This is a genomic window from Vibrio sp. CB1-14 (assembly GCF_040412085.2).
In the GTDB taxonomy this organism is placed as follows: domain Bacteria; phylum Pseudomonadota; class Gammaproteobacteria; order Enterobacterales; family Vibrionaceae; genus Vibrio; species Vibrio chaetopteri.
In genome coordinates this window covers 2,634,455-2,658,560 of sequence record NZ_CP115920.1, presented here as the reverse complement: position 1 = coordinate 2,658,560, position 24,106 = coordinate 2,634,455, and the positions used below count along the sequence as shown (strand labels likewise).

The following is a 24,106-nucleotide window of genomic DNA, read 5'->3' as shown; positions in this document are numbered from 1 at the left end:
ATTGCACATTGAATGGATGTAACACTTGAAAATTAAACGATTTTTCGCCAGAGACATGAGGCAAGCTCTGCTCCAAGTTAAAGAAGAACTTGGCGCCGATGCTGTGATCATGTCGAATAAAAAAGTGGCGGGCGGCGTAGAAATCGTGGCTGCTATTGATGGCGATACTGCGCAGCCAGAGCGTCAAATGGGCAGCAATGCTCTAGCGGCGCCATCGCGTTCGGCTTTGCCGAGCTATGGTCGCGACCTCAAAGAGGATGTGGTGAACTTGCAAAAGAGCAGCGCCGCACCGACCAGTAGCGCACTACCATCGATGACCGATCGTTTCGCGAATATGCTAAAAAACTATCGCGGCAACGACAACGAGCAAAGCAAGCCGAAGAATACACCACCAGATTCACTCTCAGCATTACTTGAACGTCAGTCGGAGCGCAGTAAGTATGCCGGCGATTCTCGTTCAGTGAGTGATGGCTATCAAAACAGCGACCGCTTGCAGTATGCTCAGCAAAACCGTTCTGAGACGGCTTTCCGTGACCGCCAAGAAAGTGCTCGTCCCGCTTACCGCTCTGACGAAGGCTATTTAGATAATGCTCGTGAGACACGCAGATCAAGTAGTGGCCGCGATGGTAAGTTTGGTGAAGAGCTCGAAGCGATGAAAGAGGATATGTCCTCGATCCGTCGTTTGCTCGAACATCAAGTTTCCGGATTAATGTGGCAAGAAGTTGAGCGCCGTGAGCCGCTGCGTGCCATGTTGATTAAACGCCTTGAGCGCATGGGGATCTCCCCTGAGCTTTCTGACCAGCTTGCTTGCTATATTCCAGAAGACACACCGCCACAAAAAGCGTGGAAAGCGTTGCTGTCTTTGGTTTCCGATCAGATTGTTGTTAGTAAGCAAGATATTCTACGCAAAGGTGGCATCGTTGCGCTGCTCGGTCCTACAGGTGTCGGTAAAACCACGACTGTGGCAAAACTCGCTGCGCGTGCGGCGATGGAGTATGGCTCAGACAATGTCGCCTTGGTGACTACAGACACTTATCGTATCGGTGCTCATGAACAGCTGTCGATTTATGGCCGCATTATGGGTTGCCCGGTAAGAGTCGCTAAAGATTCTGAAGAATTGGCCGATGTACTCTATCAGTTGAGAAATCGACGTTTGGTGTTGATAGATACCGCCGGTATGGGTCAGCGCGATGTGCGTTTGTCCGAACAGTTAGACACTCTGATGCAAGAGAGTGGCGAAGTGATTCACAGTTACCTTGTTTTGCCTGCTACAGCGCAGCGACAAGTACTGCAAGAGACACTGGATCACTTTAGACGCATTCCGCTATCTGGTTGTATTATGACCAAGCTGGATGAGTCATTGAGTTTGGGTGAGTTTATTAGTGTCGTTGTCCAAAATGCACTACCGGTGACCTACATTGCGAATGGTCAGCGAGTACCGGAAGACATCGTGATCGCGCAGCCAAAATACATGGTCGCGAAAGCCAACGAATTATTAGAGAAGTCGACAGAGAATGAACCTCACTTCTGGAACAGTGATATGGAGGGGGTTTAGATGCAAGCGAAAATGACAAATAACATGATACATGATCAGGCCAGTGGCCTAAGACGTTTGACTAAACCAACTTTAACTAAAGTTATCTCTGTCACCGGCGGCAAAGGCGGCGTAGGTAAATCTAACGTAACGCTTGGTTTGGCCATTTGCATGGCGCGCCAAGGCAAGAAAGTGATGGTACTTGATGCCGACTTAGGTCTTGCTAATGTCGATGTCATGCTGGGCATCCGACCTAAGAAAAATCTGGGTCATGTTCTGGCGGGCGAATGCGATTTAAAAGACGCTATCGTTGAAGGCTCACACGGCATCAAAATCATTCCAGCGACGTCGGGTACCCAAAGCATGACGGAACTGAGTCATGCGCAGCACATGGGACTTATCCGTGCATTTGGTAGCTTGGAAGAAGAAATGGACGTGTTGCTGGTGGATACTGCAGCAGGTATTTCTGACATGGTGGTCAGTTTCTCGCGCGCCGCGCAAGATGTCGTTGTGGTGGTCTGTGATGAACCAACGTCGATCACTGATGCCTATGCATTGATTAAATTGCTGAGCCGCGAGCACCAAGTGCAGCGTTTCAAAGTGGTGGCGAACATGGTTCGTAGCTACCGAGAAGGCCGAGAATTGTTCACAAAATTGACACTAGTCACAGAGCGATTCTTGAATGTGAGCCTGGAGTTAGTCGCCTGTATTCCATTAGATGATAAAGTGCGACAAGCGGTGAAGAGACAAAAAATTGTAGTGGATGCATTTCCACGTTCACCGGCGGCATTGGCGATGAGCTCGCTTGCCAACAAAGCGCTGACTTGGCCAATACCAAAAGTACCAAGTGGCCACTTGGAGTTTTTTGTCGAGAGACTACTCAACAGACCGGAAGTATTAGAGGAACCGTTTGGTGAATAAAGCTTTGACCTATGACCAGCATGCCAATTTGAGTGGTCAGCAAGCTTTCTTGGAGAAATACTCAGTATTGGTGAAACGAATCGCTCACCATTTAATTGGGCGTTTACCACCTAACGTGTTGGTAGAAGACTTGATTCAGGCCGGAATGATCGGCTTGATTGAAGCACAAAAAAATTATGATGGTAGCAAAGGTGCAAGCTTTGAGACCTACGCTGGCATTCGCATTCGAGGAGCGATGCTAGACGATATTCGTCGAGGTGACTGGGTGCCGCGTTCGGTACACAAGCACAGTCGTGATATTTCGCAGGCGATTTCGGTATTGGAGGTGGAGCTTAATCGTGACCCGACCGATACGGAAGTCGCCAACCATTTAGGAATGAGCCTAGAACAATATCACAAGGCATTGTCAGATATTAACTGCTCAAAACTTGTTGGTATTGAAGATCTTGGCATATCCGAAGACTCTGTATCTGTTGCAGATGAAGAAGTTAACTCGCCTTTTCAGGGTGTCGCGGATGATGCATTTCGCGAAGCGTTAATAGAATCAATAAAATCGCTCCCAGAGCGTGAAGCGTTGACGTTATCCCTGTATTATGATGAAGAGTTAAATTTGAAGGAGATAGGTGAGGTATTGGGCGTCAGCGAATCGCGCGTTAGCCAAATACTAAGTCAATCCATGCAGCGTCTTCGCACCAAGCTAAGCGCTTGGACCGATAATAATTAATAAACACTGATTTTGCTTTCAGTGGAGGCAACTTTGAATAAAAACATGAAAATCTTGATTGTTGACGATTTTTCAACAATGCGTCGTATCGTTAAAAACCTTTTGCGCGACTTGGGTTTTAGCAACACGCTAGAAGCCGACGATGGTTTGACGGCTTTGCCAATGCTCAAGAAAGGCGATTTCGACTTTGTGGTGACTGACTGGAACATGCCTGGCATGCAAGGTATTGATCTGCTTCGCCATATTCGTGCGGACGAAGAGCTGAAGCATTTGCCTGTTCTTATGATCACTGCAGAAGCTAAGCGTGAACAAATTATTGAAGCGGCGCAAGCAGGTGTAAACGGCTATATCGTTAAGCCTTTCACTGCGGCAACACTAAAAGAAAAACTAGATAAAATCTTTGAGCGTTTATAAGACGCCATAAATAGCAGACGGCTACATCAGAATGATTTCATTGGAACAAGCTAAGCAACTTGTTGATTTGTTAGAACAAGGCAAGCAACAAGAAGCGGACGAGCTGGTCATGATGATTCAAGGTGGCAGTGAGCGCAAAGTGCTTCAAGAAGTTGGTGCGCTAACCCGTGACCTACACGATGCACTGACGGAATTCAGTTACGATACTCGTCTTAACGAGATTGCTACTGACGAAATCCCAGAAGCGCGCGATCGTCTTGAATACGTCATCAATAAGACCGAAGTCTCAGCGAATACAACCATGGATGCGGTGGAACGCTGTTTGCCAATGGCGGACAGTTTACATGAGTGTTTAACTCAGGTACGCCCTCAGTGGAACGAGCTAATGCATGGCAGGCTCGAGCTACAGCAGTTTAAAGACCTGTGTCATCGCATTGATGACTTACTCAGTCAGGTGGAAGGGGACAGTACCGAATTGCGTACTCAACTGACCAATATCCTTATGGCACAGGACTTTCAAGACCTTACTGGACAGATCATCCGACGCGTCATCACGTTAGTGAGTGAAGTGGAAACGCGCTTGGTAGAAATCTTGAAAGTGTTCAGTGACGAACAACAACCAATAACAACAAAACCAAAGCAAGCGACCTCTGGCGTTGAAGGACCAATCATAAATCCTCATGAGCGTGACGATGCTGTTGCTTCGCAAGACGAAGTTGATGACTTACTGTCAAGTCTTGGGTTTTAGGGGTGACTATGAGCTACGAATTAGATGAAGAGATCCTTCAGGACTTCCTAGTGGAAGCGGGGGAGATCCTAGAGTTACTTTCTGAGCAACTTGTTGAGCTAGAAAATAACCCGGAAGATAAAGATCTGCTCAACGCGATCTTTAGAGGCTTTCATACCGTGAAAGGTGGTGCCGGATTCTTGGCGTTGACCGAACTGGTTGATACCTGCCATGGCGCAGAAAACGTGTTCGATATATTACGTAACGGACAGCGTTCGGTGAATGCTAGCTTAATGGATACCATGTTAAAAGCGCTGGATACGGTAAACGTTCAGTTCCAGTCAGTTCAAAATATGGAGCAGATTGATCCTGCCGATCCTACTCTGCTTGAAGAGCTTCATCGTTTAAGTAGCCCAGAATCTGCTGACGAAGCTGCAGCCCCACCTCCACCGCCGCCAGTCGTCGACGTTGTTCCAGAATCCGTTCCTGAGGTAGTGTCAGAAGCGCCAGCTGCGGAGATCTCCGCGAGTGGTTCGATTGATGATATTACTCAAGACGAATTTGAACGTTTATTGGATGAGCTTCACGGTAAAGGTTGCAGTCCAACGAAATCAACCGCTAAACCGACCATGACAGTGGTTGAAACGCCAGCTTCCGCGTCAGCGCCGAGCAATCTTCCTTCATCGGATATAACCGACGACGAGTTCGAAAAGCTTCTAGATGAGCTTCATGGTGTTGGTAAAGGCCCATCTGCAGCGGATGGTGTTCAGCCAGCGCCAGTTGCTCCGTCTAAACCAGCGCCAACCCCCGCTGCTAGCTCTGCGAATGATGGCGGCGATTTGATGACAGACGAAGAGTTCGAAAAGTTGTTAGATGAACTGCATGGTGTAGGTAAAGGTCCCTCTCCTGATGAGCTAGATGCTGCGACTAAGCCTGCTTCAATGAACGAAGCACCTGCTGACACTAAGCCAGTTGAACCTGCAGCACCTGTCGCAGAGCCTGTTGCTGCAACAACTGTTGCACCTGTCAGCGTAGGTAACAGTGAAAAATCACTACCGGCTGAGAAAAAAGCGACAGCGGTTGCGCCTAAGAAACCACAAGCAGAAGCAAGTGTACGCGTTGATACGTCAACACTAGATACCATTATGAACATGGTAGGCGAATTGGTATTGGTTCGTAATCGTTTGGTGAGCTTAGGTCTTAACAGCAACGATGAAGAGATGTCGAAAGCGGTCTCGAATCTCGATGTTGTTACCGCAGATTTGCAAGGTGCGGTAATGAAAACCCGCATGCAACCGATTAAAAAGGTGTTTGGCCGTTTCCCTCGCGTGGTTCGCGATTTAGCACGTAGCCTAAACAAAGACATCGTACTTGAGATGCAAGGCGAAGATACCGATCTGGATAAAAACCTAGTCGAAGCACTCGCGGATCCATTGATCCACTTGGTGCGCAACTCGGTTGACCATGGCATTGAAATGCCAGACGTCCGTGAATCTACTGGCAAGTCCCGTACCGGTAAAATTACCTTATCAGCATCGCAAGAAGGCGACCATATTGAGCTCGCAATCATCGATGATGGTGGCGGTATGGATCCTGATAAACTGCGTGCCATTGCGGTGAAACGCGGAATGATGGATGAAGATGCTGCGTCTCGCTTGACGGATAAAGAGTGCTTTAACCTTATCTTTATGCCGGGTTTCTCAAGCAAAGAGAAGATTTCTGATATCTCTGGCCGTGGTGTAGGAATGGACGTGGTGAAAACCGCCATCAACACTCTAAACGGTTCAATCGATATCGATTCAGAGCTTGGTAAAGGTACCAAGATCACTATTAAAGTCCCACTGACTTTAGCGATCTTACCGACCTTGATGGTGGGTGTTGGTAAAAACCCATTTGCACTGCCACTTGCAAGTGTGAATGAGATTTTCCACTTGGATCTAAGCCGCACAAATGTGGTTGATGGTCAGTTGACGATTATCGTTCGTGATAAGTCTATCCCGCTATTCTATTTGCAGGACTGGCTAGCACCACACGCGGGTCGCGCTCAGCAGCGCACCGGCCATGGTCACGTCGTGATTGTTCAAATTGGTAGTCAGCGTGTTGGCTTTGTTGTTGATACCTTGATTGGTCAAGAGGAAGTGGTGATCAAGCCGCTCGATAGCTTGCTACAAGGTACTCCAGGTATGGCTGGTGCAACGATCACCAGTGACGGTCATATTGCGCTTATTCTTGACGTGCCGGACTTGCTTAAACAGTACGCTGCAGCATCGCGTATCTGATAAGGAAGTCTATGTCGTTAAAAGTATTAGTTGTAGATGACTCTAGTTTCTTCCGTCGCCGAGTCAGCGACATTATCAATGCTGCGCCACGTCTGGAAGTTATCGACGTGGCCATCAATGGTAAAGAAGCGGTAGAAAAAGCGCTGGCGCTAAAGCCTGACGTGATCACTATGGACATTGAGATGCCCGTCATGGATGGCATCACTGCTGTCCGTGAGATCATGAGCGCTCAGCCAACCCCTATTTTGATGTTTTCTTCATTGACCCATGAAGGCGCAAAAGCCACGCTGGATGCGCTAGAAGCTGGGGCGTTGGACTTCTTGCCTAAGAAGTTTGAAGACATCGCACGAAATAAAGATGAAGCAGTTAGCTTACTGCAGCAGCGCGTGCAGCAAATTGCTAGCCGCAGAGCGTTATTGAGACGCACGGCGGAGCGCCGAACTATGTCTACGCCAAGCACTGCGCCAAGAGCAGCAGTCACTCGCTCTAATGATGATGCATCAGCGTCTAAAACGGCGGCACCTGCAGCGCGTTTTCGCAGTAGCGGCAAAAGCTATCAGTTGACGGTGATTGGTACGTCGACAGGCGGCCCTGTTGCCCTGCAAAAAATCCTGACTAAATTGCCAGCCAATTACCCTCATCCGATTTTGCTGATCCAGCATATGCCAGCAACTTTTACCGCAGCATTCGCGGCTAGGCTAAACTCGCTCTGCCAAATCACGGTGAAAGAGGCTGCTAATGGCGATGTACTGCAACCAGGTGTGGCCTATCTTGCCCCTGGCGGTATGCAAATGATGATCGAAGGGCGCCCTGGGAGTGCGAAAATCCGCATTCTTGATGGCGGTGAACGCATGAACTACAAACCTTGTGTTGATGTTACCTTTGGCTCGGCGGCCAAGATTTACCACGACAAAGTATTGTCGATGGTACTGACCGGAATGGGGGCTGATGGCCGAGAAGGTGCACGCATGCTTAAATCTGCTGGGTCGACGGTATGGGCTCAAGATGAAGACTCTTGCGTGGTTTACGGTATGCCACAAGCAGTCGCCAAGGCAGGGATATCTTCAGAAGATCTGCCTCTTGATCGTATTGCCGAACGCATTTTGGTTGAGTTGAAGAGGTCGTAACATGATCGTATGGAGTGTTGCTAACCAAAAAGGCGGTGTCGGTAAAACGACAACCACGGTTACGTTGGCGGGGCTTTTGAGCCAGAAAGGTAATCGTGTATTGCTTATCGATACCGATCCTCATGCCTCATTGACCACTTACTTAGGCATGGACTCAGATCATCTATCACACAGTTTGTTTGATCTGTTCCAGCTTAAAGAGTTCAGTGATAGTCGAGTTAAGCCGTTAATCCACAACACTAACATCGAAAATATCGATATTTTGCCAGCTCACATGTCGCTGGCAACGCTTGATCGAGTGATGGGTAATCGTAGTGGTATGGGGCTTATCCTTAAACGCGCTCTAATGACTATTCGTGATGATTACGATTACGTGTTGATTGATTGCCCACCTATCCTTGGGGTCATGATGGTGAATGCGCTGGCGGCAAGTGATCGCATCTTAATTCCGGTCCAAACAGAATTCTTAGCGATGAAAGGCTTAGAGCGTATGGTGCGTACACTTGCGATTATGCAAAAGTCGCGTCAGCGTCCGTTTAAGGTCACCATAGTGCCAACCATGTACGACAAACGTACACGCGCATCGCTGCAAACCTTGACTCAGCTTAAACAAGATTACCCATCGCAAGTGTGGAGCTCGGCAGTACCGATAGACACTAAATTTCGCGATGCCAGTTTAAAGCATTTGCCTGCGTCACATTTTGCGGCGGGCAGTCGAGGTGTCTTTGCCTACAAACAGTTGCTGATTTACTTGGAGAGGCTAGCGCAAGATGAAAGCTGATACCGCACCGCTCTCAAGTGAGCAGGCGCTGGATGATTATTTTGCGTCGCTGCTTGGTTTAGAACAAGACGAATTGCAGCTTGACGAAGAGCAAGCGCTCGAAGATGTTCCTGTTGAGCCAGAGCCAGAGCCAGAGCCAGAGCCAGAGCCAGAGCCAGAGCCAGAGCCAGAGCCAGAGCCAGAGCCAGAGCCAGAGCCAGAGCCAGAGCCAGAGCCAGAGCCAGAGCCAGAGCCAGAGCCAGAGCCAGAGCCAGAGCCAGAGCCAGAGCCAGAGCCAGAGCCAGAGCCAGAGCCAGAGCCAGAGCCAGAGCCAGAGCCAGAGCCAGAGCCAGAGCCAGAGCCAGATTGGAATGATACAACGCCACCTCTTATGACACAGGCCGCACCAGATGTGCAGCAGTCGGTGGAGGCGGAGTTTGAAGCGTTTGCGGAGCAGCCAGATTTGCAACATCTGGAAAAACTGTTCAGCGGCCTTCAGCAGCAAGTGGACATTGAAATTGAACCGCAAGCTGAGCCAAGCCTTGAACAGCCGACAGTAGATGCAGCCAGTGAGAGTGAAATCCAAGGCTGGGATGTTGAAGCATTAGAAGCTGACACTGTCATTGCGCCTGAGCTGAATGAACTTGATAATCTACAGTCATCAATCAACGCTCAAGAGACGGTGGAAGTCGCCGATAGTATAGAAGTGGCTCAAAGTGTAGCGGTTGAAACCCAACCTGACGTCGCGAATGGCGGTGGTGCGGATCACGTTTGGGTAAACAACGAACGTACCGAGAGCTTTCAAGTGCTCTACTTTGACGTTGGCGGAATGACGTTTGCGGTGCCTTTAGATGAGCTAGGTGGTATTCATCAAATGGGCGAGTTAAGTCATTTGATTGGGCGACCTGCTTGGTACTTAGGTTTACAGTCGAGTCGAGAGAGCCAGCTTGATGTCGTCGACACAGCAATGTGGGTGATGCCGGATGTGCTCAAAGATGATAGTTACAAAGAAGACTATCAATACATTGTCATGCTCGGTGAGAGTAACTGGGGACTTGCTGCAACAGAACTTAAGGGCACGGAACAACTTCAGCCTGTTGCCGTTCGTTGGCGTGAGAAAGCAGGTAAGCGGCCGTGGCTTGCAGGCATGGTGAAACAGCAAATGTGTGCGCTGGTTCATGTGTCTGAACTAATAGATATGCTTAACGCTGGATTAGATGTTAAATCAGTACAGTGATTGAATAAATTGATGTCAAACGACGTAGAGCGTCGCTGATCAGAATGAAATTGAGAGGAAGACTATGTCTCAAACGATGGATGTTGAACTAAGAAAAGAACAATCAAACGATGAAGTTCTTCAGTGGGTTACGTTTCAACTAGAAGAAGAAACCTATGGCATCAACGTAATGCAAGTACGCGAAGTGCTGCGTTACACTGAAATCGCTCCAGTACCAGGTGCACCAGATTACGTGCTAGGTATTATCAATCTGCGTGGTAACGTTGTGACGGTTATCGACACTCGCTCACGCTTTGGTTTGATGCAAGGTGAGATCACAGACAACACGCGTATTATTGTGATTGAGTCTGAGCGCCAAGTGATTGGTATCTTGGTTGATAGCGTTGCGGAAGTGGTTTACCTACGTTCGTCAGAAATTGATACCACACCAAGCGTGGGTACCGATGAAAGTGCTAAGTTTATCCAAGGTGTAAGTAACCGTGATGGCAAACTGCTTATCCTTGTTGACCTCAATAAACTGCTCTCTGAAGATGAGTGGGATGAGATGGCTTACCTATAATGTTTGACGCTGTGTCTTTAACGTCACCTCTTCTTTGGGGAGGGGTGGCGATTGTCGTTATCCTTTTCGTTTGGTTGGTGAAAGTGCATCGTGGCTTAAACATGCACAAGGCACATGCACGACAACAGAAGCGATCGTTTGAAAAGGAAGTCGAGAAGTGCAATAAGCAGTTACTTGAAGTTCGCTCCGTATTGGTAGGGCTTGGCCAAAAGGTTTCTGAACAAGAGGAAATCATCGTCCACCTTACCGAACGTATTCTTGAACTTGAGAACGTCGACAACGATGGGCGCTTATACACTCGCGCTAACAAGATGGTACGCTTGGGCGCCGACATTAACGAGCTTATTGAAGAGTGCGAACTCCCAAAAGCCGAAGCTGAGCTGATGCTTTCTTTGCAGAAAAAGATTGCTGGCAAAGAAAAAGTACCACCGCTGCACAAAGAGCGAGCACAACCTGCGCGCCGAGCGGCAACGAACTATCCACCACAAAAACGACCACGCTAGACGATCTGTTTATTCACGGGGTGTTAATGTCTAATTGACGCCCTTAAAACACCTCAATAACAATCGTAACACTCTTTTACCCTTTCTAATTAGCCGACTGAATGCAGTCTGGTATCCTATCATGCGTCCGAATGTGAAGTTTTGTGTCGGAACATACTACTTTGTGGGTAGTTATTTCAGTTAGAGAACAGTAATTTATTGTTTATTACTAAGTTTCGTGAAGCCGATTTAAACATTACACTTTCACGCATAAGTAGCTATGGTAAGATGAACGCCCAGTCGAGCCAGTGTTTAATTGAATGTTAGAAGTTACAAATTTAACCGCGATTCGAGATGAGCGGATATTGTTCGAAAATTTATCATTTTCGTTACAAGGCGGTGATCTCGTTCAGATTGAGGGTCGCAACGGGACCGGTAAAACCACCTTAATGCGCATCGTAGCGGGATTGGGAGATAAAGAGGAAGGCGACATCAAATGGAATGGTGAGTCTATCCAATCCAATCGAGAAGACTTCCATCAATCACTGCTGTTTCTTGGCCATCAAACTGGCGTAAAGCGCGATCTCACTGCGTTTGAGAACCTTAGATTTTATCAATCGATACACGCACCTCTCACTTCGGACCAACAAATTTTTACTGCGCTAACGCAAGTTGGACTCGCTGGTCGTGAAGACGTGCCGGTGGCTCAGCTTTCTGCGGGGCAGCAGCGACGCGTGGCGTTGGCTAGGTTGTGGTTAAGTGAGCAAATGTTGTGGATCCTTGATGAGCCACTGACTGCGATTGATAAGCAAGGGGTAAAGGTACTGGAAAACTTGTTTTTGGAGCACGCTAACAAAGGTGGGATAGTTTTACTTACCACGCACCAAGATATGTTTAGTGACAACCCTAAACTTAAAAAAATCACCTTGGGAGCTTAAACGATGATGTTGTCTTCCATGATGAAAATTGTTCGCCGCGAACTGCTGATTGCGTTTCGTCGCCAAGCGGATATTTTCAACCCATTGTGGTTTTTTTATCATAGTGATCACGCTGTTTCCGCTTAGTATCGGCCCAGAGCCTAATCTGCTAGCGCGAATTTCAGCAGGGATTGTATGGGTGGCTGCGCTGCTATCGGCGCTGCTTTCCTTAGAACGACTGTTCAAAGATGATTTTCAAGATGGCTCTTTAGAGCAGATGATGCTGATGCCTATCCCACTGCAATTAGTAGTGATGGCAAAGATCATCGCGCACTGGCTACTTACGGGTTTGCCGCTTATTATTATCAGCCCATTGCTGGCAATTTTGTTGTCTCTTGATAGCAATACATGGATTGCGGTGGTGCTGACCCTGTTGGTAGGAACACCAACACTGAGCTTTATTGGAGCTATTGGGGTAGCCTTGACTGTAGGGCTGCAAAAAGGAGGAGTGCTGCTGAGTCTACTGGTGCTCCCGCTTTACATCCCAATTCTAATATTTGCTACATCAGCGATTGATGCTGCCTCCTTAGGGGTTGCGTATAATGGTCAGTTAGCTTTGCTCGCGGCCATGCTGGTGGGCGCGATGACCTTGACTCCCTTTGCCATCAGTGCAGCCTTGAGAGTCAGCGTCAACTAATATAATAACGCTAATATCATTGTCCAAAGCGAATATCACAGCTTAAAGCAATGGGAAAAATGTCGTCAAAGAGTGAGAAACACTATGTGGAAATGGCTTCATCCTTACGCCAAAACCGAAACCACTTATCAGCTGTGTGGCAAATTACTGCCTTGGTTTGCCACCCTTGCATTGCTGTGCCTTTCTATTGGTACCGTTTGGGGGCTTGCTTACGCGCCTGCGGATTACCAGCAAGGCGACAGCTTTAGGATCATTTATATTCATGTACCTTCGGCTATCTGGTCGATGGGTGTGTACATGTCGATGGCCATCGCCGCGTTTGTTGGCTTAGTGTGGCAGTTGAAACTCTCTAGTATGGCGGCACTGGCTATGGCACCCATCGGTGCAGTGTTTACGTTCATTGCGCTTCTCACTGGCGCAGTTTGGGGTAAACCTATGTGGGGCGCATGGTGGGTGTGGGATGCACGCCTGACCTCTGAGCTTATCTTACTGTTTTTATACCTTGGTGTTATCGCACTTTACCATGCGTTCGATGATCAAAAAACGGCCGCTAAAGCGGCGGGTATTCTCGCGATCGTTGGTGTGGTGAATTTGCCGATTATCCACTTCTCAGTGGAGTGGTGGAACACGTTGCACCAAGGCGCAACCATTACTAAATTTGCGAAGCCATCGATCTCCAACGATATGTTGTGGCCGCTGCTACTGAATATTTTTGGCTTTGCATTTTTCTTCGGTGCGCTGACGATGATCCGCCTGCGTAACGAAATCATCAGTAAAGAAGGCCACAGACCATGGGTGGTTGCCTTGGCTGCGCAATCGAATCAGAAGGGGTAAACCACCATGCACTTTGAATCCTTGAGCGACTTTTTTGCCATGGGCGGCTACGCGGCGTATGTGTGGAGTGCCTTCGGTATTACTTACTTAGCTATGTTGATTCTTTGGGTGACAAGCGTGTCACGCGGCAAGAAATTGCTCAGAGATGTACAAGCCAAAGTCGATAGACAAGCGCGCATCGACGCGGCGAAAAATATGGAGAACACACTATGACCCCAAGACGTAAGAAAAGGCTTGGCATTATTTTAGCCATTTTCGTTGGTATCAGTGCGACGGTTGGGTTGATTCTCTATGCGCTAAACCAAAACATGGATTTGTTCTACACGCCAACGGAATTGGTGAACGGTAAAGAAAATGGCGGCAAACCAGAAATCGGCCAGCGTCTTCGAATCGGCGGTATGGTGGTTGCGGGTTCGGTCAGTCGTGATTCTGAATCACTGCGTGTGAGTTTTGACCTTGCCGATGTCGGGCCGAAGGTTACGGTAGTCTACGATGGCATTCTTCCAGACTTGTTCCGTGAAGGGCAGGGCATTGTGGCGCAAGGCGTACTGGTTGAACCGACCAAAATCGAGGCTTTCGAAGTTCTTGCTAAGCACGATGAAGAATACATGCCACCTGAGATTGCTGAAGCGATGAAGAAAACTCACGCCCCACTGGAATACTCTGAAGAACAAAAACAAGGAAGCGGTCTATGATTGCTGAAATCGGCCACTTTGCGCTGATACTCTCGCTCAGTTTGTCTGTGCTGTTGAGTATCTTGCCGCTGTTTGGTGCCTCTCGAAACAACACTATGCTGATGAATACTGCAAGACCTTTGTCTTGGGGTATGTTCATCATGCTGCTTATTTCATTCCTTATCTTGGAATGGGCGTTCTACGTTAATGATTTCACTTTGCAATATGTGGCGAGTAACTCGAATACCCAGTTGCCTTGGTATTATCGCCTAACCGCTGTATGGGGTGCACACGAAGGTTCATTATTGCTGTGGGTGTTAATCCAAGCAGCGTGGACAGTTGCCGTTGCGACATTTAGTCGCGGTATGCCGCAAGAATCTGTCGCTCGTGTGCTCGCGGTGATGGGTATGATCACAGTAGGTTTCCTACTGTTCATTATTGTTACCTCGAACCCATTCTTAAGAACATTACCTTTCTTCCCTGTTGATGGCCGTGACCTCAACCCGTTATTGCAAGACCCGGGATTGATCATCCACCCACCAATGCTCTACATGGGTTACGTAGGTTTCTCTGTTGCGTTCTCGTTTGCTATTGCCTCACTCATGTCAGGTCGTCTTGATACGGCGTGGGCACGTTGGTCTCGTCCTTGGACGACAGCGGCGTGGGTATTCCTAACTATGGGTATTGCGCTTGGCTCTTGGTGGGCGTATTACGAACTTGGCTGGGGCGGCTGGTGGTTCTGGGATCCAGTAGAAAATGCCTCTTTCATGCCTTGGCTTGCGGGTACGGCATTGATGCACTCACTAGCCGTGACGGAAAAACGCGGCACTTTTAAAGCATGGACGGTATTGCTAGCGATCTCTGCGTTCTCTTTGAGCCTGTTAGGTACCTTCTTGGTTCGCTCAGGCATCTTGGTATCCGTTCACGCGTTCGCCTCTGATCCATCGCGCGGTATGTTCATCCTTGGCTTCTTGGTATTTGTCATCGGTGGTTCGCTGTTGTTATTTGCCTTGAAAGGCGCTTCAGTGCGTGCACGCGGCAATTTTGATTTGCTGTCGCGAGAAAACGCGTTGCTTGGTAATAACGTGCTGTTGATGGCGGCGTTGGTTGTCGTATTGGTTGGTACTTTGTTACCGTTGGTACACAAACAAATTGGTTTAGGTTCAGTATCTATCGGCGCGCCTTTCTTCGATATGCTGTTTGCATGGTTGATGATTCCGTTTTCGTTCCTACTTGGTATTGGTCCGCTGATCCGTTGGAAGCGTGACAAACTATCGACTCTAGCTAAACCTATGCTCGTCTCCGGTATTATCTCAGTGGCCTTCTCTGCACTGATGATGTTAGTCCTAGCTGAATACTTCACTGGAATGGCGTTTCTTGGTTGGCTGATGGCTTCTTGGATCATTACGATGCACGGCTTTGAGCTGTACGAGCGTGCAACTCATCGCCACTCGTTTGCTGAAGGTGTTAAGAAGCTACCTCGCAGTCACTGGGCAATGATCCTTGGTCACCTTGGTCTTGCTGTAAGTATTATCGGTATTGCGATGGTGCAAATTTACAGTATTGAGCGTGACGTTCGTTTGGCTCCTGGTGAAAACTATCAGGTTTACGATTACAACTTCTACTTCCAAGGCGTGCGTGATAAAGACGGCCCTAACTACGACGGCTACATTGCTGACTTTGAAATTACCAAAGATGGTAAGTACATCAACACCTTGCACGCTGAGAAACGTTTCTATCGCACGGCGAAGTCGATGATGACGGAAGCGGCGATCGATCGTGGCGTAACGCGCGACCTTTATATTGCGATGGGTGAGCGACTGGATGACGGTAAATCATGGGCAGTGCGTATCTACCACAAGCCATTCGTACGTTGGATTTGGTTTGGTGCCATCATGATGTCGATTGGTGGTGCGCTGGCAATCAGCGACAAGCGTTATCGTTTTAGAAAAACCGATAAAGCGCAAGGAGAGGCATAATGAATAAAAAAATTCTGTTTATTCCGTTAGTTGCCTTTCTGATTCTAGTTTCGGTCTTCGCTGTGCAGTTAGGTCGAAACCAAGCCGGTGATGACCCAACTAAATTAGAGTCGGTATTGATTGGCAAGCAAGTACCACAGTTTCGTCTAGAAGACTTGGCGGAACCTGGCAAGTTGTATGACCAAGCGGTGTTTACAGGTGAGCCTCTACTACTTAATGTATGGGCGACCTGGTGTCCAACCTGTTATGCCGAGCATCAATATCTCAATGAACTTGCTGCAAATGGCGTGAAAATCATTGGCCTTAACTACAAGGACCAGCGTAATAAAGCGGTTCAGTGGCTAAACGAGCTTGGTAACCCATACCTAATCAGTCTTTTTGATGGTGACGGTATGCTTGGACTGGATCTTGGCGTATATGGAGCGCCAGAGACGTTTCTCATCGATGCGAACGGTGTCATTCGTTATCGCCATGTAGGTGATGTTAATTCGCAAAACTGGAGTGAAAAACTTCAGCCGCTGTATCAGCAGATGCTAGAGGAGGCGAAGCAATGAAAAAATGGTTAGTTGCGCTGGCCTCAAGCTTAGTCTTGGCATTTGCGGTAAACGCTACAATTGAGATTCATGAATTTGATTCGCTAGAGCAAGAGAATCAGTTTAAAGAATTGAGCCACACATTGCGGTGCCCTAAGTGTCAGAACAACACGATTGGTGACTCAAACGCTGAACTCGCGCAAGATTTGCGTCAGAAAGTGTATGAGATGACTAAAGAGGGCAAATCGAAGCAAGAAATCGTTGATTACATGATTGCTCGTTACGGTAACTTTGTAACCTATAACCCGCCATTAACGCTCGCAACGTCGATACTTTGGCTTGGGCCGCTGTTTGTTATCGTGCTTGGCTTTGGATTAATTGTGGTACGAAGCCGCAACAATCGCATTCAGAAAGCCCAGAAAAGTGAGCAGTGGAGCGATGACAAAGAAGCCAAGCTAAAGGCTTTACTCGATGACAAAGAGACTGGAGATAAGCAGTAATGACACTATTTTGGATATCAACTGTCGTTCTTGTCGTCGTTGCTATTGTGCTATTGGCTCTGACGCTAAACAGTAAGAAAGCCAATAATGATGACCAACTTCGTGACGAGCTAAACAAGGCATTCTATAAAGATCGCCTGACCGAGCTCGAAGAAGAAACTAACGAAGGTTTGGTAGAAAACCAGCAAGATCTGATTGACGATCTTAAGCAGTCACTGCTTGATGACATTCCAAATCAAGCGGAGACAAAGAAAACTTCTTTATCGCCAATGACGATTCTTGTGCCTTCAGTGGTGCTGGTTGTCGTCATGACTTACGGGTTGTACATGCATTTCGGTGGCGCTGGTAAGGTTCAGGATTGGCAAGAAGTATCTGGTCGTTTGCCAGAACTTTCTAAGCGTTTGATGGGTGAGTCTGCTGAGCCAATGACAGAAGACGAGATGCAAGACCTAACGTTAGCGCTTCGTACTCGTCTGCATTATCAGCCTGATGATTCAACCGGTTGGTTGTTACTTGGTCGTATTGCACTTGCTAACCGCGACGTGACAACAGCGACAGATGCAATGGAAAAAGCCTACCGTCTTGAGCCAAATGATGCAGATGTGAAGCTGGGTTATGCGCAGGCTTTGATGATGTCACAAGACGAATTAGAGCAGAATCAGGCTCGAGGCCTTTTGAACAGCTTGTTGAAAGAAGAGTATGTTGATCTACGCGTCCTTTCTCTTCTCGCATTTGATGCTTTTGAGCGTCAGGATTACCCAGCCGCGGTTCGTTATTGGTCTGTTATGCAACGTATGATTGGTCCTGATGATAGCCGTTATGAAATGTTGACTCGCAGTATTGAAAATGCGCAAGCCAAAATGGGTGAGCCAATTGTTGAAGGCAAATCTGTCGCTGTCACGATTACCGTGTCATCAGACGTGAGCCTTCCTCAAGATGCTGCGCTGATTGTGTCTGTGCACCCGGCTGATGGTTCTCCAATGCCAGTAGCGGCAGCTCGTTACCCGCTAGGAACATTCCCTCGCACAGTAGTACTGGATGACAACAACAGCATGATGCAAGGTCGTAAGTTATCTAGCCTTGATGGTTTGATTGTTAGAGCTCGTATTGACAGTGATGGGAATGTTGCAACACGAGATGGCGATTGGTTTGGTGAAAGCCAGCCTGCCGCACTTGGTGATACCGTAGAGCTTGTTATTGACCAGCAGTACTAATCAACAAACTATGGCGTGTGATTAAATAAAATGTGTCCAACTTGTTGCTTTAACTAGCTTGGACGGTCGCATGCCGCTATACTCATCCATAGTGGTTATTAATACAATCTGACGTTAATTACTTACTTATCAAGTAAATAGAAAAATAGTTAACATATCAGACGCAGATTGTACTGGCTTATGGATGAGGTTATGCAATCAGCAATAACCGGCAAAAAGTCTACGCTTTTTGCCGTTTTTGTATCTAGCGTATTTCTATTTGGCTGCTCTTCAGCACCAAAAGACAATCAAGTTCCTTCTACTCAGGAAGCAACGGCTACTCCTATCGTGTCTCAATCTACTGACGCATCGGTAGAGAATACTAATGCGCCAAAAGACGCAGTGAATGAATACAGTGTTGAGGCTTCCCAAAGTAGCGTCGACCTTAATAGCGACACGTCAGTAGGCACCGATGTTTATGACCCGTTTGAAGGTTTCAACCGAGCGATGTTTACCTTCAACTATGACTATCTAGACCCGTACTTCGTCAGACCCGTATCACTTGCTTACGTGAATTACACGCCTGTTCCTGTACGTTCAGGTGTGAGTAACTTCCTTGCCAACTTAGATGAACCATTTAGTGTTGTGAACAATGCGGTGATGGGCAATGGCTCAAAAGCATTCGATCATTTCAATCGTTTTTGGATCAACAGTACGCTTGGTTTGTTAGGCTTTATTGATATCGCTTCGGCTGCAGGTATAGAAAAACACGACAAGAAAGAGTTTGGTGATGCCATTGGTCACTACGGTGTAGGCACCGGTCCTTACTTCATGGTACCCGGTTATGGGCCGATTACCTTGCGTGAGGGTGCTGACGTAGTTGATGGTCTTTACCCACCTATTTCATTCCTCAATTTCTGGGCAAGCCTTGGCAAATGGGCGTTAGAAGGTATGGAGAAACGTGCGCTCGTTGTGTCTCAAGAGGCAACGTTGGAACGCTCACCGGATCCATATGCACTGACTCGTGATATCTATATTCAGCGCCAGAACTACAATGCTGAAGTGGTAAGTGATGAGGTCGATGAAGAGCAAGAAGCGTATATCGATGACTACTTGGATAGCTTTGATGAGTAGCTTTAAAGAATCGTTCTAGTGAGTAAAAAGAAAAACGTCACTCAATCGAGTGACGTATTTGTCCATAACTGGTCGTCATCTTCACCAAAGTGAAGATCTCCCCAAGCGCGTGACCAACTTAGATTGTTCGACTAACTCAAAATTTGAGTTTGCGACGCGCTGTATGAGATCCCCTTTTGCAAGGGGATGACGATCAATTTACTGCGTTTGATGTTAAATCAGGAGATTAGAAACGGTAGTTAGCTTGAATACCCGCAATCCAAACATCACCTGAGATTTCACCTTCAAACGTGCCAAACACGGCCGCGCTTTCATCCAGCTTATCACGTGGTTCAACAATAGACGCGTCGCGAGCCATGATGTAGGTCAGACCGCCATCCAAAGTAAATTGCTTAGTAAAGGCGTAGCTAACACCTGCACTAAGCCAAGTACGGTCAGTCTCTGGAATCGTTGTAGTACGGTATTTGTCGTCAACCGCAGACATGTCGTAGGCGACACCACCACGCAGCGCAAGTTTGCTGTTCAACTGATAGGTTGTACCCAATGCAAAGCGGTAGCTGTCTTTCCAGTTCTCGTTCTTGATTGGAGAAGTGACGCCATCAACAAACTCAGCTTCTAGTTTTTCAAAGCTGCTCCACTGGGTCCAGTTAATGCTTGCGTGCATCGCCCATTGGTCTGTTAGTTGGTGGAAAGAGGCAATTTCTGCGGTTGCAGGTAGTGCTACGCTAAGCTTGCCGTCGCGACGACCTTGAAAGTGGAAGACTTCGCCTTCGCCGTATCCGTCAAAATCCATCATGACTTCTGATTTGTAGGCAAAACCGAGGCGATGGTTATCGTTGATTTGCCATGCGGCACCAAGAACATAGCCCCATGAGCTGTCAGTGCCTTCGACATATTTAAGGTATGAGCCTTTTTGAATCGCTGTAGTTGCTGATGTAGGAAGTGTGAAAGGTGCCGTTGCGCCAATCTTACCTTCACCAGTTACAAAACGAATACCACCACCAACACTGAATGCATCATTTATCTGGTAACCAAGGTTTGCCACAGCTTCAACGGTCATGATCTTCGCTTCATTACCATATTGAGTTGCTTTGAACTCGCTGTCTAACTCGGTCTCCATGCCATAGTTTGAGCTTAGAGCTAAACCTGCGAACCATTTGTCGTTAATTTGGTGGGAAATATAAAGGTTTGGTACTGGTGCACTGTGAGCAATATCTTTTGCTTCGGTGTATACAGGTTGGCCAAAAATCGTTGCTGTACCTTTAACATCAATATTAGGCTCAACGTACAACACACCGCCGGAAATTTGTGTACCTTCTAGGTAGGTAAGCATTGCAGGGTTACGCCACTGTGCACCGGCGTTATCCGCCATTGCGGCTTCACCAGCGTAAGCTCGGCCTAGGCCAGTAGCAGAGTACTCAGCAAGTTGAAAGCCTGCTGCAGACGCAGTCGTAGACGCTAGTGTTCCCAATACCACTGCAATAGCAAGGGGAGAGTATTTGGTATTTATCATTATTGTTCGCTCAAATTAATTGCGTTTAGAGCGCAGATTCTATTTTTAGAGTAATGACTTTAAAACTATTTTGTGGCTAAAAGTGCACATTCAAGATTATCTATCGGTGAGTTATATATATTAGGTGAATATTCTGGTTGTTATCGAGATGTTGTAAAGTTTGAGCGTACAGCTGTAAGGAGGGAAGGTGAGAGTAGGTACAGAAAAGCAAAAAGGGTCGAATTATCGACCCTTTTGAGGTATGACTAGCTAGCGCTTAAAAGCTGTAGCTGTATTGAATACCAGCTAGGATTGCGTTAGCTTTAGTTGTTGCAGTTAGCTGTGTAATACCAGGGACCTGAGTCTCTTGAACATTAACATCTTCACCCATTAGGTAAGTAAAACCAAAATCAACTACATGGTGCTTGTTGAAGTTGTAACCAACACCTGCAGAGAACCAATTACGGTTTGAATCAGGAACCGAAATAGAGGTTAGCTTGTCTTGTGCTGCCGTATCGTGCATGTAACCAGCACGTAATGTCCAAGCGTCGTTTAGGTAATATGTACCACCAATCGCTACGTGGTAACCATCTTTCCACTCGTAGTCTTTGATTGTTGTACCACCAGTGGTTTCTACTTTGTCGAATACACTCCAGCCAATCCACTGTAGGCTATAGTGAACTGCAAACTTAGTGTCTGAGATCTTATGGTAACCAGAGAATTCCGCCATACTTGGTAGAGGAAGCTTCAGTTTTTCACCAGTATCAACGCCACCTAATTTGAGTGTACCACCAGCTTCGATTTCTGGACTGTAGTGATAAGCAAAGCCAAAGCGGTTATTCTCGTCTAGCTCATAGACAGTACCCAAGTTGAAACCAATACCTGTGCCTGATACATCAATATCAACAGCATTAACTTGATTCGCGTAAAAATCACGCTTTAACTCGCCTGAACCACTGACAATGTCAATACCACCACCAATGCTCCATTGGTCGTTAAGTCGATAAGCTGCGTTTAGGGTGTAGTTCACACTAGCAATTTTAGTAGTACCGCCAAAAACAGACGCATCTGGATAAGGAGTATCTGGGATACCGTCACCATCAGAGTCAATAGCACCACCGGTACCTGCACCAAAGTTTGAGTCAAACTCGTTGTTTGTACCAAAGTTTGAATAGATGCCTGCACCTAGAGCCAAACGGTCATTTACCTTATGGATATAGTAAATATTAGGAACTGGAGTACCACTAGAGTTGTTGGTGCTACCTAAATTTTGAGTTGGTAGTACGCCAGGAATTGGGCTGTAGTTTACATCTTTAACATCAATACTTGTCTTAATGTAGTTCACACCACCAGAAAACTGGTGAGAATCAAACAAAGTCATAGCCGCAGCATTACGTGACATTACCGACGCGTTGTCGGCAATAACAGCATCACCTGCAAACGCACGGCCTAGACCGGTTGCAGATTGAGAGTTGAGCTGGAAACCAGCGGCTGCTGCTTGTTGGGAGGCGAAAGTGAGTGACGAGACTGCCACTGCTAATAGTGTTTTTTTATACAGACGCGAAGTAGTCATTTAGTATACATCCTTTTTTGTAATCGCCTCTTATGGGCGTTAGTGTAAATTGAGTTAAAACTCAATTCGGGGCTGATCCTAATCGCTAGTATAGACATTAGAAATCTGACCAGTAATAAAAATGACGTAAAAAGTATATAAATGACGACTAACTGGCAGTAAATGCATCGAATATGCGGATTATTAGAGCTGGTGCTCTAAATTTGAGTGAGGGTACAAAAAAAGCTTACCCGAAAAGGATAAGCCTTATTAAGTCAACATTTCTACGCAGGATTCATGACTTTTTTGATTGTTTCGCCGATTTTCGCTAGATCTTCGCCTTCTTCACCAACGAGGACAAAGCTACTGTCGCCCATTGGCTTAACCATGCCTGCCATGCCATCTTTATCGAAGTTTTCCACGTGGTCAGTGGCAATACCTGTGAGAAACATAGTGACTTTGCCTTTCTCGCCTTCAAACACGATGTGCATTGCATTTGAATCACCAAAACCACAATGATTAATGTAAAACACATGATACGGAAAGCTTTGTCCCAACTGATAGGCAAACGGCAATAGCTTGGCGTTGATTTGCTCTTTTGAGGGATTTTCATCCAAAGAGTCAATAAAGCTTTTCTCAGCGTTGAAGTGCTCCATGGCCATTTCTGGCAGTGATGCTTGCGCGTCAGACACGACAACATTACCCCAGTTAATTTGACCAACAAGCAAACCAAACGCAAACATCACAGAAGCAGCCAATGATAGCGCTTTTTTGCTAAAGCTAACCTTAACGACATTATTTTCCGGTGGCTGGTTGAACAAAATTCGATCGGCAAGATCGTCAGGCACGTCAACTTTCATTGCCTGTTCAATACGCGCATCTAGGCCTAGAATATCATCCAGGTATTTGGCGTTAGCCTCACTGTTTTTGGTCGCGTCCAACAGCTCCGGATCTCTTGCCTTAGGATCGGACATAACGCGACGACGGAATTCTAACTCATCCATTTTGTTGCCCCCTATGTGCATCCTCAGACTCAAGCATCTCTTTAAGCTGGTTTCGAGCTCTAAATAATCGAGTCATAACGGTATTCTTGTTTAAGTCGAGTATGTTGCCAATCTCTTCACCACTAAAGCCGCCGACGACTTGCAGAAAAAGAGGTTCGCGATACTCGACGTCGAGTTTCATTATCTGTGCTTGAAGCCATTCCTGTTGGTGGTGAGGGTCATCAGAGACTTTTGCATCGTTGCCGTAGTCATCAATATCGACCAGATCGAACTGCTTACGTTCAAAACGTCTTGCGTTCTCTCTGCGCAAAATAGTGATAAGCCACGATTTCGCTGCCTTTTCATCTTGCAAGCTGTCTAATGACTTCCAAGCTCGAAGGCAAGTTTCCTGAACCAAATCCTCCGCGATAGGCTTGTCTTTGCATAGCCAATACGCGTATCGGAAAAGGTCGCGATGATAAGCACGCACCAGTGCTTCGTATTTTCTTTGTCTGTCCATATCCGAGTTGACCGGACGTTTGGAGAATTTATTTCCAAAATTTTTAATTAATGACACAGGAGCCCCCATTTTCGCTCTGTGAACCGTGTTTTTTGTTCTGCAGTGTCAGTAAAGTCACACAAAATTGATCTAGTTCAAAATTCCGACCTGTGGAGCAGTTATAGTGAACCCTGTCATCTCGTTGGTCTTTCGGGACTAACATGTTGAGCAAGATGACACTTCCTTTTGAAGGCTGACTTTACTTTCTCCTAATCAGGAAACTGATTATTTTCAATTGGCGCAAGTTAATTGCTTTAGAGATTCCAACCACACAAATTATCTGTGTGGTTTTTTT

At 47.0% G+C, this 24,106-nt stretch carries 24 protein-coding genes and 1 pseudogene; 21 read left to right on the top strand and 4 right to left on the bottom strand.

All coding sequences use genetic code 11. From position 1 onward, the window contains the following. The first annotated feature begins 25 nt into the window (after nucleotides 1-25). From flhF to PG915_RS11885, 21 genes and pseudogenes are all read left to right on the top strand, one after another. Complete coding sequence (flhF, locus tag PG915_RS11985; RefSeq protein WP_353496729.1) at nucleotides 26-1,555, top strand: flagellar biosynthesis protein FlhF; 1,530 nt, start codon at nucleotides 26-28, stop codon at nucleotides 1,553-1,555. A 12-nt stretch (nucleotides 1,556-1,567) separates the two neighbouring features. Then, nucleotides 1,568-2,455, top strand: coding sequence for a MinD/ParA family protein (locus PG915_RS11980; protein ID WP_353496728.1), 888 nt, complete (start codon nucleotides 1,568-1,570; stop codon nucleotides 2,453-2,455). After that, complete coding sequence (locus tag PG915_RS11975; protein WP_353496727.1) at nucleotides 2,448-3,179, top strand: RNA polymerase sigma factor FliA; 732 nt, start codon at nucleotides 2,448-2,450, stop codon at nucleotides 3,177-3,179. The genes PG915_RS11980 and PG915_RS11975 overlap by 8 nt, the downstream gene beginning before the upstream one ends. A 45-nt stretch (nucleotides 3,180-3,224) precedes the next feature. After that, nucleotides 3,225-3,593, top strand: a complete 369-nt coding sequence (cheY, locus tag PG915_RS11970; RefSeq protein WP_006069980.1) for a chemotaxis response regulator CheY — start codon at nucleotides 3,225-3,227, stop codon at nucleotides 3,591-3,593. 31 nt (nucleotides 3,594-3,624) lie between these two features. Then, entirely contained in the window at nucleotides 3,625-4,341 is a 717-nt protein-coding gene (locus PG915_RS11965; protein ID WP_353496726.1) for a protein phosphatase CheZ, read from the top strand. A gap of 8 nt (nucleotides 4,342-4,349) precedes the next feature. Then, nucleotides 4,350-6,599, top strand: coding sequence for a chemotaxis protein CheA (locus tag PG915_RS11960; protein WP_353496725.1), 2,250 nt, complete (start codon nucleotides 4,350-4,352; stop codon nucleotides 6,597-6,599). Between the two features lie 11 nt (nucleotides 6,600-6,610). Then, nucleotides 6,611-7,726 carry a protein-glutamate methylesterase/protein-glutamine glutaminase gene (locus PG915_RS11955; RefSeq protein WP_353496724.1) on the top strand — a complete coding sequence of 372 codons (1,116 nt, stop codon included), beginning with the start codon at nucleotides 6,611-6,613 and terminating at the stop codon, nucleotides 7,724-7,726. 1 nt (nucleotide 7,727) lies between these two features. Further along, complete coding sequence (locus PG915_RS11950; protein WP_353496723.1) at nucleotides 7,728-8,507, top strand: ParA family protein; 780 nt, start codon at nucleotides 7,728-7,730, stop codon at nucleotides 8,505-8,507. Then, nucleotides 8,497-9,723 (top strand): chemotaxis protein CheW, encoded by a 1,227-nt coding sequence (locus PG915_RS11945; RefSeq protein ID WP_353496722.1) that lies wholly within the window; start codon nucleotides 8,497-8,499, stop codon nucleotides 9,721-9,723. Before PG915_RS11950 ends, PG915_RS11945 begins: the two co-directional genes overlap by 11 nt. Nucleotides 9,724-9,787: 64 nt before the next feature. Next, nucleotides 9,788-10,282: a chemotaxis protein CheW gene (locus PG915_RS11940; RefSeq protein WP_042478487.1), complete on the top strand. Its 495-nt coding sequence runs from the start codon at nucleotides 9,788-9,790 to the stop codon at nucleotides 10,280-10,282. After that, nucleotides 10,282-10,785 (top strand): DUF2802 domain-containing protein, encoded by a 504-nt coding sequence (locus PG915_RS11935; protein ID WP_353496721.1) that lies wholly within the window; start codon nucleotides 10,282-10,284, stop codon nucleotides 10,783-10,785. Before PG915_RS11940 ends, PG915_RS11935 begins: the two co-directional genes overlap by 1 nt. A gap of 299 nt (nucleotides 10,786-11,084) precedes the next feature. Continuing rightward, entirely contained in the window at nucleotides 11,085-11,702 is a 618-nt protein-coding gene (gene ccmA / locus PG915_RS11930) for a cytochrome c biogenesis heme-transporting ATPase CcmA (RefSeq protein WP_353496720.1), read from the top strand. 6 nt (nucleotides 11,703-11,708) lie between these two features. Beyond that, nucleotides 11,709-12,378 (top strand): annotated as a pseudogene (gene ccmB, locus PG915_RS11925) (heme exporter protein CcmB). 84 nt (nucleotides 12,379-12,462) lie between these two features. Further along, entirely contained in the window at nucleotides 12,463-13,212 is a 750-nt protein-coding gene (locus PG915_RS11920; RefSeq protein WP_353496719.1) for a heme ABC transporter permease, read from the top strand. A gap of 6 nt (nucleotides 13,213-13,218) precedes the next feature. Next, nucleotides 13,219-13,425, top strand: coding sequence for a heme exporter protein CcmD (gene ccmD, locus PG915_RS11915; protein WP_353496718.1), 207 nt, complete (start codon nucleotides 13,219-13,221; stop codon nucleotides 13,423-13,425). Continuing rightward, entirely contained in the window at nucleotides 13,422-13,907 is a 486-nt protein-coding gene (ccmE, locus tag PG915_RS11910) for a cytochrome c maturation protein CcmE (RefSeq protein ID WP_353496717.1), read from the top strand. Before ccmD ends, ccmE begins: the two co-directional genes overlap by 4 nt. Then, nucleotides 13,904-15,865, top strand: coding sequence for a heme lyase CcmF/NrfE family subunit (locus PG915_RS11905; RefSeq protein WP_353496716.1), 1,962 nt, complete (start codon nucleotides 13,904-13,906; stop codon nucleotides 15,863-15,865). Before ccmE ends, PG915_RS11905 begins: the two co-directional genes overlap by 4 nt. Further along, nucleotides 15,865-16,419, top strand: coding sequence for a DsbE family thiol:disulfide interchange protein (locus PG915_RS11900; RefSeq protein ID WP_353496715.1), 555 nt, complete (start codon nucleotides 15,865-15,867; stop codon nucleotides 16,417-16,419). The genes PG915_RS11905 and PG915_RS11900 overlap by 1 nt, the downstream gene beginning before the upstream one ends. After that, entirely contained in the window at nucleotides 16,416-16,898 is a 483-nt protein-coding gene (locus PG915_RS11895; protein ID WP_112462189.1) for a cytochrome c-type biogenesis protein, read from the top strand. Before PG915_RS11900 ends, PG915_RS11895 begins: the two co-directional genes overlap by 4 nt. Beyond that, nucleotides 16,898-18,112: a c-type cytochrome biogenesis protein CcmI gene (gene ccmI / locus PG915_RS11890; RefSeq protein ID WP_353496714.1), complete on the top strand. Its 1,215-nt coding sequence runs from the start codon at nucleotides 16,898-16,900 to the stop codon at nucleotides 18,110-18,112. The genes PG915_RS11895 and ccmI overlap by 1 nt, the downstream gene beginning before the upstream one ends. Before the next feature lie 192 nt (nucleotides 18,113-18,304). Next, nucleotides 18,305-19,225 (top strand): MlaA family lipoprotein, encoded by a 921-nt coding sequence (locus PG915_RS11885; RefSeq protein ID WP_353496713.1) that lies wholly within the window; start codon nucleotides 18,305-18,307, stop codon nucleotides 19,223-19,225. Between the two features lie 226 nt (nucleotides 19,226-19,451). Here the strand turns inward: PG915_RS11885 and PG915_RS11880 are convergent, their stop codons facing one another. From PG915_RS11880 to PG915_RS11865, 4 genes are all read right to left on the bottom strand, one after another. After that, nucleotides 19,452-20,735, bottom strand: a complete 1,284-nt coding sequence (locus PG915_RS11880; protein WP_420884624.1) for an outer membrane protein transport protein — start codon at nucleotides 20,733-20,735, stop codon at nucleotides 19,452-19,454. Nucleotides 20,736-20,994: 259 nt separating this feature from the next. Continuing rightward, on the bottom strand, nucleotides 20,995-22,290 hold the full coding sequence (locus PG915_RS11875; protein ID WP_353496711.1) for an outer membrane protein transport protein: 1,296 nt from the start codon (nucleotides 22,288-22,290) through the stop codon (nucleotides 20,995-20,997). A gap of 263 nt (nucleotides 22,291-22,553) precedes the next feature. Beyond that, nucleotides 22,554-23,273: a DUF3379 family protein gene (locus PG915_RS11870; RefSeq protein WP_353496710.1), complete on the bottom strand. Its 720-nt coding sequence runs from the start codon at nucleotides 23,271-23,273 to the stop codon at nucleotides 22,554-22,556. After that, nucleotides 23,266-23,841 (bottom strand): sigma-70 family RNA polymerase sigma factor, encoded by a 576-nt coding sequence (locus PG915_RS11865; RefSeq protein ID WP_353496709.1) that lies wholly within the window; start codon nucleotides 23,839-23,841, stop codon nucleotides 23,266-23,268. Before PG915_RS11865 ends, PG915_RS11870 begins: the two co-directional genes overlap by 8 nt. Nucleotides 23,842-24,106: the final 265 nt, after the last annotated feature.